The 17,168-nt window shown below is 61.6% G+C and carries 17 protein-coding genes; 6 read left to right on the forward strand and 11 right to left on the reverse strand.

Annotated elements, in window-relative coordinates:
* Positions 1-307: 307 nt before the first annotated feature.
* Positions 308-475 carry a 50S ribosomal protein L33 gene (rpmG, locus tag EOA24_RS06920; protein ID WP_006201775.1) on the forward strand — a complete coding sequence of 56 codons (168 nt, stop codon included), beginning with the start codon at positions 308-310 and terminating at the stop codon, positions 473-475.
* 598 nt (positions 476-1,073) lie between these two features.
* Here the strand turns inward: rpmG and EOA24_RS06930 are convergent.
* A complete protein-coding gene (locus EOA24_RS06930) occupies positions 1,074-2,447 on the reverse strand; it encodes a PleD family two-component system response regulator (RefSeq protein WP_127409682.1) in 1,374 nt (457 codons plus the stop codon).
* 31 nt (positions 2,448-2,478) lie between these two features.
* Complete coding sequence (locus EOA24_RS06935; RefSeq protein WP_027166515.1) at positions 2,479-2,850, reverse strand: response regulator; 372 nt, start codon at positions 2,848-2,850, stop codon at positions 2,479-2,481.
* Between the two features lie 236 nt (positions 2,851-3,086).
* On the opposite strand from EOA24_RS06935, the gene EOA24_RS06940 reads away from it, so the two are divergent.
* Entirely contained in the window at positions 3,087-3,386 is a 300-nt protein-coding gene (locus EOA24_RS06940) for a DUF3572 domain-containing protein (protein ID WP_126083783.1), read from the forward strand.
* Positions 3,383-4,036: a hypothetical protein gene (locus EOA24_RS06945; protein WP_126082389.1), complete on the forward strand. Its 654-nt coding sequence runs from the start codon at positions 3,383-3,385 to the stop codon at positions 4,034-4,036. Before EOA24_RS06940 ends, EOA24_RS06945 begins: the two co-directional genes overlap by 4 nt.
* 484 nt (positions 4,037-4,520) lie before the next feature.
* On the opposite strand, the gene EOA24_RS06950 is transcribed toward EOA24_RS06945, so the two are convergent.
* The gene (locus EOA24_RS06950) at positions 4,521-6,101 is read right to left on the reverse strand and encodes a hypothetical protein (RefSeq protein ID WP_126082388.1); all 1,581 of its coding nucleotides are present in this window, start codon (positions 6,099-6,101) and stop codon (positions 4,521-4,523) included.
* Positions 6,102-6,202: 101 nt separating this feature from the next.
* The gene (locus EOA24_RS06955; RefSeq protein WP_126082387.1) at positions 6,203-6,778 is read right to left on the reverse strand and encodes a GNAT family N-acetyltransferase; all 576 of its coding nucleotides are present in this window, start codon (positions 6,776-6,778) and stop codon (positions 6,203-6,205) included.
* Between the two features lie 65 nt (positions 6,779-6,843).
* Between EOA24_RS06955 and EOA24_RS06960 the strand changes: the two genes are divergently transcribed.
* Positions 6,844-8,172, forward strand: coding sequence for a DNA polymerase IV (locus EOA24_RS06960; RefSeq protein WP_126082386.1), 1,329 nt, complete (start codon positions 6,844-6,846; stop codon positions 8,170-8,172).
* Between the two features lie 64 nt (positions 8,173-8,236).
* On the opposite strand, the gene EOA24_RS06965 is transcribed toward EOA24_RS06960, so the two are convergent.
* Positions 8,237-8,740: a hypothetical protein gene (locus EOA24_RS06965; RefSeq protein WP_126082385.1), complete on the reverse strand. Its 504-nt coding sequence runs from the start codon at positions 8,738-8,740 to the stop codon at positions 8,237-8,239.
* Between the two features lie 215 nt (positions 8,741-8,955).
* Between EOA24_RS06965 and EOA24_RS06970 the strand changes: the two genes are divergently transcribed.
* Positions 8,956-9,942 carry a DMT family transporter gene (locus EOA24_RS06970; RefSeq protein ID WP_126082384.1) on the forward strand — a complete coding sequence of 329 codons (987 nt, stop codon included), beginning with the start codon at positions 8,956-8,958 and terminating at the stop codon, positions 9,940-9,942.
* Here the strand turns inward: EOA24_RS06970 and EOA24_RS06975 are convergent.
* Positions 9,893-11,530, reverse strand: a complete 1,638-nt coding sequence (locus tag EOA24_RS06975) for a glycosyltransferase family 39 protein (RefSeq protein ID WP_127409683.1) — start codon at positions 11,528-11,530, stop codon at positions 9,893-9,895. The two genes, EOA24_RS06970 and EOA24_RS06975, sit on opposite strands and share 50 nt — an antisense overlap.
* 389 nt (positions 11,531-11,919) lie before the next feature.
* On the opposite strand from EOA24_RS06975, the gene EOA24_RS06980 reads away from it, so the two are divergent.
* Entirely contained in the window at positions 11,920-12,768 is an 849-nt protein-coding gene (locus tag EOA24_RS06980; RefSeq protein ID WP_126082381.1) for a methyltransferase domain-containing protein, read from the forward strand.
* Between the two features lie 95 nt (positions 12,769-12,863).
* Here the strand turns inward: EOA24_RS06980 and EOA24_RS06985 are convergent, their stop codons facing one another.
* The 5 genes from EOA24_RS06985 to EOA24_RS07005 all read right to left on the reverse strand — a co-directional run.
* A complete protein-coding gene (locus EOA24_RS06985) occupies positions 12,864-13,487 on the reverse strand; it encodes a class I SAM-dependent methyltransferase (RefSeq protein WP_126082380.1) in 624 nt (207 codons plus the stop codon).
* Between the two features lie 2 nt (positions 13,488-13,489).
* A complete protein-coding gene (locus EOA24_RS06990) occupies positions 13,490-13,954 on the reverse strand; it encodes a GtrA family protein (protein ID WP_126082379.1) in 465 nt (154 codons plus the stop codon).
* A 5-nt stretch (positions 13,955-13,959) separates the two neighbouring features.
* Complete coding sequence (locus tag EOA24_RS06995) at positions 13,960-14,910, reverse strand: glycosyltransferase (protein WP_245467033.1); 951 nt, start codon at positions 14,908-14,910, stop codon at positions 13,960-13,962.
* Between the two features lie 43 nt (positions 14,911-14,953).
* Positions 14,954-16,174: a glycosyltransferase family 2 protein gene (locus tag EOA24_RS07000; RefSeq protein ID WP_126082378.1), complete on the reverse strand. Its 1,221-nt coding sequence runs from the start codon at positions 16,172-16,174 to the stop codon at positions 14,954-14,956.
* A 181-nt stretch (positions 16,175-16,355) separates the two neighbouring features.
* Positions 16,356-17,168: OB-fold nucleic acid binding domain-containing protein (locus EOA24_RS07005; RefSeq protein WP_245501767.1), on the reverse strand; the 813-nt coding region annotated here is incomplete at its 5' end.

The following is a 17,168-nucleotide window of genomic DNA, read 5'->3' on the forward strand; positions in this document are numbered from 1 at the left end:
GGCCCATTCCTACCAGGAGCCCGTCATCCGCATCCAGCCGCTGTTGGCCAGCCGCTCCAAGGGCCTGGACGACCGCGCCAATCCGAATCGCTGGTGGAACACGACGGGCGACTGGAAAAAGAAGGGACAGTTGGTCGAGCATAGCGCTTGAAGCGGTGAAATCGCCCATGCCGAAATTAGGCGAAGAAGGCGCCCGGGCTTGACTTTCCGGGCGCGTTCTTTATGTGTCGCGCCAAGTTTCCCGCGTCCGGGTGTTTTCCCCGTGCTCCAGCGGCCAAAACTCCACGAACATTAACGGACGAACATCATGGCCAAAGCCGCAAACATCAAGATCAAGCTTCTGTCGACCGCCGACACCGGGTTCTTCTACGTGACCAGCAAGAACAGCCGTACCAAGACGGACAAGCTCTCGTTCCGCAAGTACGATCCGGTCGCCAAGAAGCACGTCGAGTTCAAGGAAACCAAGATCAAGTAATCCGGTTTCCCGCCGTGTAAGCCAAAAGCGCCGCCCTTGGGGCGGCGTTTTTGTTTTCAGGAGGGATCGGCGGCAAGGTAGCCGCGCCGCTGTTCAGCGCTGGTTCCCGGTCGGTTCAAAGCATGTCTCCCGAAAGTGGACCGGTTTCGGGATAAAGACATGCGTAATCAAAAACCTGAAGCGCACGGAGCGAATCTGAGAGATCGCGACGCGCTTTAGTCTTTTGAAAAAAGGGGGCCGGTCGGCGTTTGGCAGCGGTACGAGGAGGCCACTATGTGCCAGCGCCGGCCGGCCGACCCCACGGACCCAGGAGATGCGGCGGACCTGAGCATCATGGGGTATTTTTCGGATCGAGCCGGCTAGTCTACCCTCGTGCCGGCCTTGCCTTCTGTCTATGCGCCGCAGATTTGCGCAAGACCTTATAAAAATCAACCATTTCTTAACCACCGCTCGCGAATCGCTTGGGTTAAGGTAAATTCCTAACCTTGTGGGGACGGCCGGGAATCGGCGCCTTTTGCAGGCATGCCGCTGAAGCGCGAACATGCGCGAAATCTAAATCTAAAGCATAAACAGCGGGTCGGGAAGATGGCGAGGCGCTTCAAGCCGCCTTGGCGACCACCCGGTTGCGGCCGCCGCTTTTGGCTTCATAGAGCGCAAGATCGGCGCGCTTCATCAGCGCCGCGACGCTGTCGGTTCCCTTCAGAAGCGAGGATACGCCGACGCTGACCGTCACCTCGATCGTCTTGCCGTCGCTCCCGATGGCAAAAGGCGCCTGGGCGATCTCGGCGCGGATACGCTCGGCCACTTTCTCTGCGACCGCGCCGTCGGTGTCGGGCATGACCACGACGAACTCCTCCCCGCCGAAGCGGCAGGCGAGATCGATGCCGCGCACATTCTTGCGCAGCCGTCTGGCGAATTCCCGCAGCACATCGTCGCCGCCGTCATGGCCATAGGTGTCGTTGATCGACTTGAAGCGGTCGAGATCGGTGATCATCACCGACAGCGGCCGCCGCCGCGCTGCGGCGCGATCGAACAGCGTCTGCAGGTGGCTGTCGAGGTAGCGCCGGTTGTGCAGCCCGGTCAGCCCGTCGATCACCGCCATCTCGATCGTCTGGGCGACGCTGGCGCGCAACTGATCGTTGTAGCGCTTGCGCCGCACCTGTGTGCGCAGCCGCGCCATCAGCTCGTGCTGGTCGATCGGCCGGATCAGGTAGTCGTTGATGCCGAGCTCCAGTCCGCGCAGGATGCGGCCCTCCTCGCCCTCGTCAGCGAGCAGCATGATCGGCAGGAAGCGGGTGCGGTCGAGCGAACGCAGTTGCGAGCAAAGCCTCAGCGCATCGAAGCCGGAGAATGCGGTCGAGATCAGCACGCATTCATACGGCATCTCCGCCGCCTGGAAGAACCCTGCATTTGGATCGGTCGCGACATCGAGCTCGGCGCTGTGGCGCAGCATCTTCTGGATGCGTTCGACCGAGGATCTGCGCTCGTCGATGAGAAGCACCTTCGGCTTGACGTCTTCGGTCGCGAAATCACGGCTCAGAAGTTCCTCGATCCCGATATTGCGCGTGGTCGAGGCGCGCAGCCTGAGCTCGTCGGTCAGCGACTTCAGCCTGACGAGGCTCTTCACGCGCGTCATCAGCTGCAGGTCGTTGACCGGCTTGGTCAGGAAATCGTCCGCGCCGGCCTCGAGGCCGCGCACCCGGTCCGAGACCTGGTCGAGCGCGGTGATCATGACCACCGGTATATGCGAGGTCGCCGGATCGCCCTTCAGGCGCTTGCAGACCTCGAACCCGTCCATGCCTGGCATCATCACGTCGAGCAGCACGACGTCGACCTTGCCGTTCTCGCAGGTCTCGATCGCATCCGGGCCGTTATTGGCCGTCAGCACCTCGAAATACTCGGCAAGCAGCCGAACCTCCAGCAGCCGCACATTGGCGGGGATATCGTCGACGACGAGGATCCGCGCGGTCATCAGAAAACTCCGGTTCTGCTGGTCTCGGGCATCAGGCATCGCCCAGATAGGATTTGATCGTCTCGATGAAGCGCGGCACCGAGATCGGCTTGGAGATATAGGCCTCGCAGCCGCCCTGGCGGATGCGCTCCTCATCGCCTTTCATCGCGAAGGCGGTGACGGCGATGACAGGGATCGAATGCAATTCGTCGTCTTCCTTCAGCCATTTGGTCACTTCCAGGCCGGAGACCTCGGGCAGCTGGATGTCCATCAAAATGAGGTCCGGCCGGTGCTGGCGCGCCAGATCCAACGCCTCCAACCCGTTGCGCGTGCGGACCGTCTCGTAACCGCTGGCTTCGATGAGGTCCCGAAAGAGCTTCATGTTGAGCTCGTTGTCCTCGACGATCATGACCTTCTTAGCCATCAATTTCCCGTCCCGACCGCCCTCGAAGTCGAAGACCGTCGTAATGCGTCTCCTCGGACCGCACCCAACCCTTTCCACCCTAGCCCAATATAATTGACGAAACGGAAACCGGAGGTTGGAAAGCTGCACCAATTCCACCTTCGGGCGTTTTGTGGGAGAGAGCGGAGGCTTGCCGCGAGCGACGCTTGCCGTTACTGCGTTAGCAGACTCAAAAATCCACCATTCCAAAAGTAATGATGGCGAACGCAGCGTCAATGCGCGAGGAAGCGGAAACCATTGCCGTCAAGGCGCTGGGCTTCGTCGCCGCCGATCCGGAACTTCTGCCCCGCTTCCTGGCGATCACCGGCATCGAGGCCAACTCGATCCGCAAGGCCGCTGCGGAGCCTGGCTTCCTTGCCGGCGTCCTGCAATTCATCCTCGCTCATGAGCCGACGCTGCTGCGCTTCGCCGAGGAGACCGGCACGCCGCCGGCCGCCATCGGCAAGGCATTGCGTGCCCTCCCGCTCGGCAACGACGATCACGAGCGCTCGACATGAGCGACGATCCCGAGACGGCGAGGCAGATCGAAGAGCTTGCCGACGACGACCGGCCGCTGCTGGTGCTCGATGTCGACGATGTCGTGCTGGAATTCGTCCGGCCCTTTCCGCATTTCCTCAAAACGCGCGGCTTCGGGCTGACGCTCTCGTCCTTCCGATTGACAGGCAACATCGCCGAAACGGCGACCGGCCGGCTGATCGAACAGCCGGAAGTGACGGCGCTGCTGGGCGATTTCTTCGACACCCAGGCGGATTGGCAAAGCATCACCGAGGGCGCGGCGGACGCCCTGGCGATGCTTGGCCAAGGCGCCGAGATCGTCCTGCTGACCGCCATGCCACACAAGCATCGCGCGGTGCGCCGCGCCCATCTCGATGCGCTGGGGCTCGACTACCCGCTGCTGACGACGGAGATGGCCAAGGGGCCGGCCATCGCCAAGCTGCGCGGCCTCAAAGGCCGGCCGGTCGCCTTTGTCGACGACCAGCCCTCCAACCTGGTCTCGGCGCGCAATTCCGTGGCCGACGCCCACCTCTTCCATCTGATGGCCGACAACTCGCTGCGCGCCTTCCTGCCGCCGACGCCGGAGGACATCGTCTCGGTCGAGGACTGGCGCGAGGCCGCGCCCAAGATCGCGCGCGCTCTTGGGCTTTAGCGTAACCCTGGGAGAACCGTGAGCGGTTGGCTCGGCGACCGCTGTAGGCAGGGCGCTTCGCCGTTTCCGTGAAACGGTGAAACGCCCTAGTTCCCCAGCACAGGGATTTTGACCAGTCAGCTCTGTTTGCCTTGGAGGTGGCATGCCTTGGAGATTGGCCGAAACGCCCATCGCGATCGTCATTCCAGGGCGGAGCAGGAGCGAAGCTCCGTCGCGAAGACCCTGGAATCCATGCCGTTACCTTCGCCAAGGCGTGCAACGGAGCAGAATTCCGCACCGTGGCGGCGCTTCCAAGTCACGGCATGGATTCTATGGTCTGCGCGCGTCGCTCCGCTCCTTGCTCCGCCATAGAATGACGACGTTGGAGTCGGCTTCAACCAATCCCAGGCGTTTGCGCTGAGTTCACGGAAATGAACGGAAAATCTTGCGCCGGAACAAACGGCAACCCTTCAAGATCCCTGTGTCTGGGAACTAGCTTAAACGCTCAGGGCTGCAGCTTTGCGCCCGCCCCGCCATTGTCGCCGCCGTCCGAATCGTCGCCTCCGGTGGAATCGTCCGTTCCGTTCGCGCCGTCATCGCCGCTCGAATTGTCGTCCTGTCCCGCGCTGTCGTCCTGGACCTCGTCCGGGCCCTTCAGCATAGCGCCATTGACCGCGACGGACCCATCGGCCTTGGTGTTGATCACCCACTCCAGGCGACCGTCCGGCAACGTCTTGCCGAAGCCCTTGACGGCCAGGGCAAAGGGAAAGGCCTGCGCCATCTGCTCATCGCTCTTGGCGCCTTCCTTCAGGGCATCGACGAGCTTGTCATAGCCGGCGACGTCGATGGTCACGCTCGCATCCGGTTTCTCGCCTGGAAATGTCATCTCGCCTTCCAGCGCGACCTCGATGTCGCCGTTTTTCACCGTGCTGTGCCCGATGACGACCTTGGGATTCTTGGCCTTGAAATCGGCGACCAGAGCCTTGCCGAATTCATCCGGAAGCGGTGGTTCCTTATTGAGATCAAAGGCTTCGATCGCCTTCTTCGCCATCGTATCGAGATCGATATTGGCGCCGCCGAAATTCAGGTCGACGTCGGTTGGCAGCAAGGGGGTGGTCCATTCGGGCAGGGTCTGATGCGGGATCGTCAGCCCCGATGCCTTGATCGTGTAATCGACCTTGCCGTTCTGGGAGACGCCGTCCATGCCGAATGCGGTGCTGAATTGCTTCGCCCCGAACTTGCCGACAGGGCTCTCCACCTCGAAATCCTTGAAGCCGTAATTGCCTTCGATCCTTTGCCAGATCGGCAGCGCGGCCAGCATCAGCGATTTGAGCTCTGCCTGGTTCGCCTTGAGTTTGGCTTCGTCCTCATTCGCCACGGCAAAGGCGAGCAGGTCGAGCAGCGGCTTGGTCCGGACGCCCTTGCCGTTTGCGTCAACGGAAAGTTCCGGCGTTTTCAAGGTAAGCGGAAAATTCATCCCGTTGTCGGCATCGTTGATCTTGATGGTCTCGACGAAGTCCGAGACCTTTTGAGTCGCCGTGAAGTCGACGCCGCCACTGGCGGATTTGGTCGCGACAACGGTGGCGGTGCCGGCGCCGGTCGAGGCATCGGCCTGCTGCTTGGCGTCCCGGGACGTCATTGTCATCCCGGCCAAGGAGCTGGTTGCATTGGTGAAGGCCGCAAGGGCCGGATCGTAGACGCTGGTCAGCTTGCCGTCCTTGATCGTGAATTCCATGCTCTGGCGGCCCTCCGGCCCTTCGAACTCGAATGAGGCGCCCTGCGAGAAATTCGACGAGACGTCCCACGACCCGTCGCTGCGCGGCTTCACCATCAGCGCGTACGGGGCCATGTCGAACTTCAGGAGCTTCTGCTCCGGCACCGCATTGACGAGCGCTTTGATGTCGAGCGCGATCTTGTAGGCGTCGCCCTCCACCGAAACCTTGAGCACGCCCTTGTCGAACGCCTGCTTGCCGAAATAGCGCGCCAGATCGTCGGAAAGCTGCTTGGCGCCTTGATTGTCCACGGTCTGGGCAAAGGCTGGCGCGCTGATTGCGAGGGCAAAGGCAAGTGGCAAAATACGCTTCACGTCGGTTCTCCGTGCTGTCGGAAGACGAAACAATGGTGCTTTTGGTAGGCAAGAAGCGTTACAGCCGCAAGACGTTGACTGTAGGCCAAAAGCGCATCCGGCTAAAGCACCAGCCGCATCAGCGGCCGGCCGGGCTTGCGCTCAACGAGCCTTTCGAAGCCGGCCTTCTCGAACACCCGCGACGAACCGACGAAAAGCCCGATCGAGCGCGAATCGCGCGACAGGTCGATCGGGCAGGCTTCCAGCAGCCTCGCGCCATTCTCCCGGGCGAAGGCGATGCCGCCCTCGACGAGCCGGTGCGAGACGCCGCGGCCCCTCGCTTTGACGCGGATGAAGAAGCAGGAGATCGCCCAGACATCCGGGTCGCCGGCGTCGGCCGGATCGACCGGCGCCGAGCCCCGGCCCTGATTGTTCCATTCGGGCACGTCGGCGCGCGGGCCGACCTGCATCCAGCCGACGGCCTTGCTGTCCTCGAACGCCAGGAGCCCCGGCGGGGGACCTGCCTCGATGCGCGCCTTGATGAGATCCTTATTGCGCTCCTTGTCGCTGGCGCGGCGCTCCGCCGGCGCCAGCCGGAAATGGGTGCACCAGCAGCCATAGCAGGCGCCCTGCTTGCCGAAGAGGTCCTCGAAATCGGCCCAGCGCTCGGGGGTCAGCGGTGCTATGGTCGTGCTCATGCGTTCTCCCCAGGCCAAGCTTGTTGCCGGCCTTGCGCTGTCGTACCATTGCGTTTGTTCTCTTTATGTTCGCAGCGATGGCGGCTCCTGTCAACAATCCCGAACACGGTTTTTGCCGTGACTGCCTGGCGCTCCAGCGCTCGGAGACGCGCCGCTGCGATCGCTGCGGCAGTCCGCGCCTTGTCCGGCACACGGAGCTCTACCGGCTCAAGATCGCGCATATCGATTGCGACGCCTTCTACGCGGCGATCGAAAAGCGCGACAATCCGGCGCTGAAGGACAAGCCGGTCATCATCGGCGGCGGCCGTCGCGGCGTCGTCTCCACCGCCTGCTATATCGCCCGGATTCAGGGCGTTCGCTCGGCCATGCCGATGTTCAAGGCGCTGGAACTCTGCCCGGAAGCGGCGGTGATTCCGCCCAACATGGAAAAATATGTCGGTGTCGGCCGCCAGGTGCGGGCGCTGATGCTGGCGCTGACGCCGCAGGTCGAGCCGCTGTCGATCGACGAGGCCTTTCTCGACCTCGCCGGCACCGAGCGGCTGCATGGCATGCCGCCGGCGCTGGTGCTGGCGCGCTTCGCGCAGACGGTGGAAAAGGAACTCGGCATCACCGTCTCGGCGGGCCTTTCCTACTGCAAGTTCCTGGCCAAGATCGCCTCGGATTTCCGCAAGCCGCGCGGCTTTTCCGTGATCGGCGAAGCGGAGGCGCCGAGCTTTCTCGCCGCACAGCCAGTGACGCTGATCTGGGGCGTGGGCAAGGCTTTGGCCGCGACGCTGGAGCGCGACGGCATCCGCATGATCGCGCAATTGCAGCGCATGGAGCGCGGCGACCTGATGCGCCGTTATGGCGTCATGGGCGACCGGCTCTACCGGCTCTCGCGCGGCGAGGACGACCGCCCGGTCGACCCCGGCGGCGACGCCAAGAGCGTGTCGGCCGAAACCACTTTCGATAATGATATCGGCGCCCTGTCGGAACTGGTGCCGGTGCTGCGCGGCCTGTCGGAAAAGGTCTCGGCCCGGCTGAAGAAATCCGGCATTGCGGGGCGCACCGTGGTGCTGAAGCTGAAGACGCAGGATTTCAAGCTTCGCACCCGCAACCGCCAGCTCGGCGATCCGACGCGCCTTGCCGACCGCATCTTCCAGACCGGCCTCGACCTGTTGCGCCGCGAAGCCGACGGCACGAAGTTCCGCCTGCTCGGCATCGGCGTCAGCGATCTCTCCAATGACGACAAGGCCGACCCGCCCGACCTGGTCGACATCCAGTCGCGCAAGCGCGCGCTGGCCGAAGGCGCGATGGACACGTTGCGCGACAAGTTCGGCAGGAAAGCCGTCGAGACCGGCTATACATTCGGCAAGGGCCGCGCCGCCAATCCGCCCGAGCCGCTGGAGGATTGAGGTTTCGAGCAATTCCAGGAAAAGTGTGAGCGGTTTTCCGTCCGGAATTGCGTCAAAGCAAAGGTCAGTTGCGCTTCAGATCGATCCGGCTGGTCACCACCATCTTGCCGGTGGCCGGATCCATGTCGGTCACCGTCATGCGCATATTGTCCGGCCCGATCTTTTCAACCGTCAGCTCCGCGTCGCGGTCGCCATTGACGACTTTCGCCCAATGGATGTCGAGGTCGATCGCATCGCCCTTGCGGCTTCCGTTGAGCCCGGCGGGTCCGCTGCGCGAGCCGATATAGGTGCCGGTGTAGCTCGCCCCGCTGACCTTCAGGTCGGCGCGGATCTCGCGCGACATGATCAGCAGTGCGCGGCAGGTGCCATCAAGCGACAGCGAGTCCGCCGTCGCGTCCGAGGTGAAGGTGCAGTTGATGTTCATCACCGGCGTGTTCGTCCTGATCCTGAGCGTTCCCTTGCCGGAAAACTCACCCTGCAGCGTACGCAGGAAGGCCGCCTCATCGGCATGCGCGCCGGTCGCGCACAAAAGACAGGCGGCGGCCAGCAAGGCGGCGGTCGATTTCATCAAGATGTTCCCCTCTCGCGATCACTAGTACCATTCCAGGAAGAGTTTGAAACGGTTTGGCCGGCTCCTGCCGACGGAAGGCATGGGCTTAACGGATGCCCAGGCGTCAGGTTCCGCCGCGGCGATGACTGTTTTTTGACACGAATCCCTGGCCCAGTGGAATGACGCCGCTAACGGTTGCAGCCCAGGTCTGGGCTTGCGAGATAGAGGCCCAAATGGCACCCGCTCCCTCGATCCCCAAAGCCGCATTCTGGATGGCGCTGTCAATCGCCTCCTTCCTGGCGATGACCGTCGCCGGCCGCGCCACGACCAGCGATCTCAACGTCTTCCAGGTGCTGGAGCTGCGCTCGGTGATCGGTTTCTTCATCCTGCTGCCGCTGGTGATGACAAGCGGCGGTTTCCCGGCGATGCTCACGCAACGCCCGTTCACGCATATCGCCCGCAATGTCATCCACTATACCGGCCAGGCGGCGTGGCTCTATGCGCTGACGCTGATACCGCTCGCCGTGCTGATTTCCATTGAATTCACCACACCGATCTGGACGGCGGTTTTCGCGGTCGGTTTTCTTGGCGAACGGCTCTCCAAGCCCAGGCTGACGGCTATCGTGCTCGGCCTGATCGGGGTGATCATCATCGTGCGTCCAGGCGTCAGCTCGGTCAACCCGGGGCAGCTCATCGTGCTGGGCGCCGCGGTCTGCTTCGGCTGTTCGGTGGTCATGGTGAAATCGCTGACGAGGACAGACAGCGTCGTGCGCATTATCTTCTGGATGCTGATCATCCAGTCGGTGCTCGGCCTGCTGCCCGCGCTCTACGAGTGGCGCAACCCGCCGCTCGCGCTTTGGCCATGGATCGTGGTGATCGCTTTCACAGGCATGTCGTCACACTTCTGCATGGCGCGCGCACTGGCCTATGCGGACGCCACCCTCATCTCGCCGATGGATTTCCTGCGCGTACCGCTGTCGGCGTTTGTCGGCTGGCTGCTCTATCACGAACAGATCGACATCTTCACCGCCGGCGGCGCGGCGCTGATTCTGGCCGGCAACCTGCTCAATTTGCAGCGTAAGACGCCGAAGGAGGCCGAAGTCGCCCCCCCTAATTGGCCAACGTCCGTCATACCGGCGTCGTCAGGCCGCCGATTGGATGACGCTCGGCTCAGTCATAGACGCCTTCAAACAGAAGATCGTTGTCGCTACCGGGTTTGAAACGTCCGGCATAGAAACCGGTAGGCAACAGCAAAGCCTCGCCTGCTGGGTCGTGCAAGGTCACGGTCTTTGGTCCGGGCGAAAGTTGAAGTGGCGGTGCAAGCACCTTGCCGTCGACGTCGACCTGCCCCGACAGCTGAGTGCCATCTTTGTTGTAAAGCGCATAGCTTCCAGCGATCGGAACGTCGAAAATCTTGCGCTCGCCGGGCTGAAGGCGGACGCCCGCTATCCTGAGATTCGGCGCGATCCTGACATAACCGTTCAAGATTAGAGGCGCGACCACCGGATAGATATAGTCCATCCTGTAAGACCAGAGGATCAGCTTCGGCGGGGACTTGCTCAAGACACTATACGCTTCGGAGCGGCCGCTTTCCCGCAAGGTCTTGAGCACATAATGCTTGTCGAGCCACAAGGTTGTCGGCTCCATCCGGTTGGGCAGCATTCCTATGCCGTCGAAATACCGTTCGTCCGATGCAAGCAATGACTCCGCGCGCGCCACCAGCTCGAGTTGGGCGGCATTGTCGATGCGAAGGTAGAGCAGGTTGACGACGAAGCTCATGGCAATGGCGGCGGCCAACGCCGCCCATGCGATGCGCAGGTAAAGCACACGGGTCGCGAGGCCGTCGAGCATTGTCAGCGACCAAAGCGACATGAACGGCAACGCCATGATGAAGACATAAGGCCACGGCTGGTCGTGCGCGAAGACCAGCACCGTGATGACGACGGAGAAGATCAGCGCAATGCGCCTTCGTTCGTCCAACTTCATGATCTGCGTTAGGGACAGAGCCATGCCGGCGAAGCAGAGGACGTAAAGAACATAATTGCGCGCAAGCGTCTGCAATACATAGCGCCTCAGCCCTCCATAGTCACCACCCCCGCGCCCCGCGATCTCGATCGGGCCGAATATGAGGTTCCTAGCAATCGGAATGGGGTCGGCGCCGCCAAAGATGAAGCAGTAGGCAATTATCGGAATAGTCCAACCTGAAACGAGCCATGCGCCGCGCACGACACCTGCCGTGTAGCGTCTCATCAAAGCCGCGTCGGCGACCAGACCGAGCCCGAGTGCCAGGTTGAAATAAATTGATTTCTGCGTCGCGAGGAATGCCAGGCCGCTGAGGACGCCAGCGGCGACGAGCTGCCATCCCTTCAATTCACGCGCCCGCAGGACGACCAGCAGCGCCGCCACGGCGAAGAACACCGCCAGCGGTTCGGCGATGGTGCGAAAAATGCGCTCCATGAAATTCGAGAAGCACAGGAGGATGAGGACGATGATCAAAGCCCGGTTCCGGTCCTCCCCGAGCGCGCGAGCGCAGGCATAGACCATGGCCACGGTCGCGCATGCCAGCAGGGCGGTTTGGATGCGGCCGACAAGCAGGATCGACGTGGCATCCCAGCCGATTAGGTGGGCGATCTCGTAGAAGATCGCATAACCGACCGCCTTGGGATGCCAGATCGTATCGAAAAGGCCGTCAGAGAAATATTTTGCCCATCCGAGCTGGACGAATTCGTCCATGACGAAGCGAGCGTTCCAAGCCAAGGTGAAAAGCAAAATGATCTTGAGCGCGATCAGGACGCCCAGAAAAATCATTGCCTTGCGCCGCCCGAGACCGAATAGCTCGGTTGATCTGTGTGTAAGTGCTTGCGTGTCCAAGATACCACCAAAACCCTGGCTCAGACAGGGCCACCCGCATACCGCCGACTGCGCCCCCCGATCGCTACCGCCCCGCCCGCGACCGGCGAATTTGAAGAGGGCAACTCCATCTCGGCGTTAAAGTGGTTACTTGCCCGAACACCGTGCCGAACCGCGTTGCGTTATCTTGGTCGCTCATGTGGATCGTGGGTTCTTACCGAGTCCGCCCGTTTAGCTTGTATCGACTTGACTTTAGCAACTGTTAGCCTTCGCCTGTTAAGAAATGCCTATATACATGCATGGTAACCTGCTCTCCCAAATAACGTGGAGACTTGAAAGGACAGCGCGTGCTGCAATCCAAATTCACGTCGGGCCTTGTCTGCCCAACCTGCTATGCAGAGCTCGCGGCCGGCCCAACTACCCTAACATGCAAGTCTTGCTCCACCATCTATCCCATACGACAGGGCATTCCGTTCTTTGTCGAGCCACCGGCGAGGCAAGGCTTCGACGCCAGCTTCCATGAAGAGGTGTATGCCGGCACCAGCACCCGCGCCCGCCTCTACAATTCGCTGAAACGACTCGTCACAAGCGAGTATTCACCGCATGACACACTGAACTCGTTTCTAGCGTCGGTGCCTGAACATGCCATGGTCATTGAGTTCGGCTCCGGCGCTCGGCGCATCCGCTCGGACGTGCTCAATATAGACTTGTTCCCCGCACCGAATGTCGATCTCGTCGCGAATATCGAGCACACCCCCCTTTCGAGCAACTCGGTCGACTACGTCATTCTGGATAGCGTGATCGAGCATGTTCCCAATCCCGCTGCGGTGGTCGATGAAGTGCTGCGCGTCCTGAGGCCAGGAGGCAAGCTGCTGTGCATCAATCCGTTCCTGTTTCCGTATCATGGCTACCCCGCTCATTACTGCAACTTCACGAAGGACGGGATCGAGCAGCTTCTTCGGCGGTTTGGAAGCATTGAGGTTCAGACGCATCAGGGACCGACGACCGCTATCGTCAACATCCTTTCCGAGTACGTTGGGGTGATTGTGGGTCGGGAGAGTCGGACCCGCTACATGTTGGCGAAAGGCGCTGTGTTGACGCTAACATTCCCGCTCAAGTTCATCGACAAATTGCTTGTCGATCGCCCGGAGAGTCATCGGATCGCTAGTATGCTCAGCACCATTGCGATCAAATAATTCGACTGGCGTGTAAGTCCGCACGCATCGCGTCTAACACCCGCGGCACAGGCCGAGAGGCGGTGGCATTGATCGCGGGGTAATCGGTTTAGAGACTACCAAGTCAACACTTCGCAATAGTTCGGCCAGTCCGGCAAAGCCGATACCCTCTGTGCTTTCGGAAAATACCGTCGCGCCATGACTGCAAAGTCCGAGCGTGAAAACAGCACGACATGCTTGTCTCCGGTTATGTGTCGGTCCGCAAGAAGCGACAACGAAGCGCGCACGCCACCCGGCTCAATGTCCTTCAATATGATCTTCCGGCAAGCCCAGCGTTCGCAGCTGTTGGCCAGCGACTTGAAGAACGCGCCGCGTTGATCGACTGGCACATGATGGATGACGTCGGAAATTGTCACGGCATCGTAAAGCCCGGTTACGGTGGCGAGATCAGTCGCAGGCAGAAGTTCAACCCTCGCCCGATTTACGTCGCTTAAGAATGTGCCGATTGAAGGAGCCAGATCGCACATCGTAACCGCCAGGTCAGGGCGTCGATTTAGGAGCCGCTCGATAAGCGCGCCATCGCCGCCGCCAATATCCAATATCTTCGCGCCGTTCGGCAATTCGCGATCAAGAAAATCGGCAATGAGGTTGAGATTGACGAACACACGACGATAGACATTGCCAAGCGGCTCAAAATGGCGACCAAGAACCTTACGTGCAACCTGACCTGGTGCCAGCATTCTTACTCCTCGTTTCTCAAGCGGACGGCTGATGTCAGCAGATAGAGACGCGGTAAGATGGCCCAGTGCGCAGCGGCAAAGTTCCAGACGAATAGGGCGATAGTGGCGATTGGAGTGGCAACCGCAACACTAAGACCGAAGCCGGAACACAGGACAACCATCATGGCCACCGAGATTGGATAAGCCGCCACTACGCCTCCTACGAAACGCGTGAATGCATTCAAGCGAAGTGGCTGGGCAAAGGTGAACCGGCTGTGCAATGCGTATCCGATCGGCGTTACAGTCACGAACGAAACCAGGATGCCCAGCAGGTAGTGTCCCCCCAAGCGATCGACCGCAATCATGATGGCGTTATGCGCAATGGCGCATATCAGCCCCACCAGCGTGTATCGCCACCCTCGTTCCACAAGCGGTCTTCTGCGGGGACCCGCGCCCTGCTCATCCTTGGGCATAGCTGGACCAGACATTGGCGTCAGAAAGCCCCTGTCAGTTTCGCCCGAAGCCGACAAATGACACGCTCCCACAAGCGCGAGTCACGCAAATAGCGCCTCATGCCGCCCGGTCCGAGCGAGAATACAACACGCGCCGCGCGCACCAGTGCCTTCAAGTCACCGCCCGATGCAGCGGCCAGCGAGACATTGACGCTGATCGATGCCCGGGCAGTAGGTTCAACCAGGCGCCGGCTGCTAGCCGGAAGCTGGGGAAGATGGCGTTCCATGACAATTTGCATTTGCGACCGGAACTCGCTGACGTCACGGGACCCGGTTACAGTAAGCGAACTGCCGTGAACCCGAAAGGCCGTCGTGACCTCGTCGTGATAAACGACTGGACCGGTACTGGCGAGTTTCGCCCAGATGTCCCAATCCGCCGTATACCAGAGTTTCTCATCCATGCCCCCGCACACCAGCCATGCGGTTCGGCGAAATATCGGAGCGGGCACAGAGACAAAGTTTTGCACAAGCAGCCGCTCCAACAAGAATTGAGCTCCGAGCACCTTGTCGGCCGGCAAAGGGCAGTTCCAGCGTCCAACTCGGTGTCCGTAGCGGTCAATGATGGCGGTCGGAGCCAAATGAAGCGCGACTTCGGGCGAGCCATCGAGCCAGCGGCGGGCGGCCTCGACGCGCCCGGGCAGCCACAGATCGTCTTGGTGAAGGATGCAGACGTGATCAGCGGTCGCTAGCTCGACGCCCAAGTTGGTCTTCGTCTGCCAGGGCGTGAGGTCTCGTCGCTGAAGCAGCCGGAGCGGTATTCGGTGGTCAAATCGCTCGACGATGGCAGCCGTAGCGCTCGTCGGGGTGCTGTCGATGACGATTATTTCCAGATTGCCGGCCGGCTCGGCAACCAGCGAGTCAAGTGTTGCTTCAATCCATGCCGCACCTTCGTGCACCGGCATGACCACCGACAGGAATGGCTTTTCGTCCACTGAGCCATCTGTTCGAGCCTCAGTTTGGGCGCCAGCCGAACCGTCAAATCGCACGCCTGTCACCCAGATTATCAAGCAGCAGCTTGAGCACGAAGCCGGACAGCACCATGGACATACCTGCCACGCAGACAGTGGTGGTGACAAAGGTCAGGTGCACCGACTGCTCCATCGGGCCACCGACAAATATCCAGTGCAGCGCCAGCAGCGCGTCTGCGACAAAGCCGACCACCGCCAGCGCACCGCCGGAAAAAACCAGCCATTCCAACGGGCTGCCACGCATCAGCCAGGGCACGACTCGGCCCCCGTGGACTGGCTGATAGATAGCGATTGCCACCTTGGCCAGCATACCGAACAAAATCGCCGAAAGGCCTATCAGCGTCGCCATGGAGGAAAGCGCGACGAAGTGAATTCCGAAATACCAGCCACCGATCCGCACAGGCCCGGCTGCGAGGACCGACAGCCCGGCAATACCGGCTACCAGCAAGGTCGCCCCCGGTATGAGGTACATGGTGTCGGGCGCATGGGCCACGATCAGCCGCAGGTGCCTCCAGCCGTCGCGGAACGAGCGCAGGTGAGGTGGGCGGCCGCGCTTGTCCGGATAAAGCTTGATCGGCACCTCGCGGATCACCAGGCCCGCGCGATGGGCGTTGATGACCATCTCCGAGGCGAATTCCATCCCGGGCGAGCGCGCGCCTATCCTGCGGAACGCTTCGCGGGTAAACCCGCGCATGCCGCAATGGAAATCATGTATCGGAGAGTGGTGGAGCCAGCGGGCAATCGTCGAAAGGACAGGATTGCCGAGATACCGGTGCAGCGGCGGCATGGCCCCAGGCTCGATACCGCCCGCAAAGCGATCGCCCATCACCAGATCAGCCCCCTCCTCCAAGGCGGCGATAAAATCGCCGAGGCTGCTCCAGTCGTAAGAGTCGTCGGCATCGGCCATGATGAGATACGCACCTTGAGCGGATTCAGCCGCCGCGCTGATCGCCGCACCATATCCCTTGACCCGTTGGTGCACGACACGCGCGCCGAGGGCCTCGGCGATCTCAACCGACCGGTCACTCGACCCGTTGTCCCCTACGACGACCTCGCCCTTGATGCCCCGCTTCGCAAAAACGTCGAAGGCCTTGCGGATGCAGATGCCAAGCGTACGCTCTTCGTTCAGGCAGGGGATAATAGCCGACACCAGAGGTGGCTCCGCCTCATCCGCGCGCTGCCCGTCGCGATCCGTCTGGATCGTCTGGAAATCCAACCTGTCGACCATGATCCCCGCCCCGGCCCAATCGTCAATCTTCCCGGCGACACAAACATGCGCCCCGCCGCCTGTTCGCAACACTAAAACAAGTTAGCTAACAATAATATACCAGTCGCGCCGCTGTCGTAGTTGAGGTAAATGCAGCGTATTGGCGGGAATTTGATCCCGCGCTACATGCGACGACTGTCGGCTAAACCAACTCCACCTCGACCACGCCCGGCACCGCGCGCATTGCCGACGCCACTTGCGGCGAGATGCGGTAGCGGTTGGGCAGTTCGATCTCGACCTCGCCCTGTCCTGCATCCTTGATCAGCACGAAGCTCACCTGCCCTTCGCCCTTGACCGAAAGCTGGTTGGCGAGCGTGCCGAGGGGTGCTGCGTCACGCACGAAGATGCGCAGCGCCTTCTGGATGCGGCTGGCTTCGTCCTCCAGCGACTGCACGGTCTGGATGCGCAGATTGATGCCCTCCGGCCGGTCCTCCGCCGAAACGGTGATCACCACCGAGCGGCCCGGCTCCAGCATGTCGCGATACTGCGCCAGCCCTTCGGAAAACAGCACCGCCTCATACTGGCCGGTCGTGTCGGAGAACTGCACGACGCCCATCTTGTTGCCGGTGCGGGTCTTGCGCTCCTGCTTGGTGGTGACGGTGCCGGCGAGCCGCCCGGCGGCCGCGCCCCGTTTGACCGCGGCCGAGAATTCTCCCCAGTTCTGCACGCGCATCTTCTGGAGCGCTGCCTTGTACTCGTCCAGCGGATGCGCGGAGAGATAGAAGCCCACCACCTGGAACTCGCGGTGCAGCCGGTCCGCGGCAAGCCACGGATCGGTCGCCGGCAGGTTGAGCGCCTGCGACTGGCTGCCGAGCGATGCGCCGAAAATGTCGGCCTGGCCGGAGATGGCGTTCTGCTGCGCCAGCGAGGCCAAGCCCATCATGCGCTCGACGCCGGCCATCATCTGGGCGCGGTCGTGGCCGAAGCAATCCAGCGCGCCGGCCATGATCAGGCT

This window comes from Mesorhizobium sp. M2A.F.Ca.ET.039.01.1.1 (assembly GCF_003998035.1).
Taxonomy (GTDB): Bacteria; Pseudomonadota; Alphaproteobacteria; order Rhizobiales; family Rhizobiaceae; genus Mesorhizobium.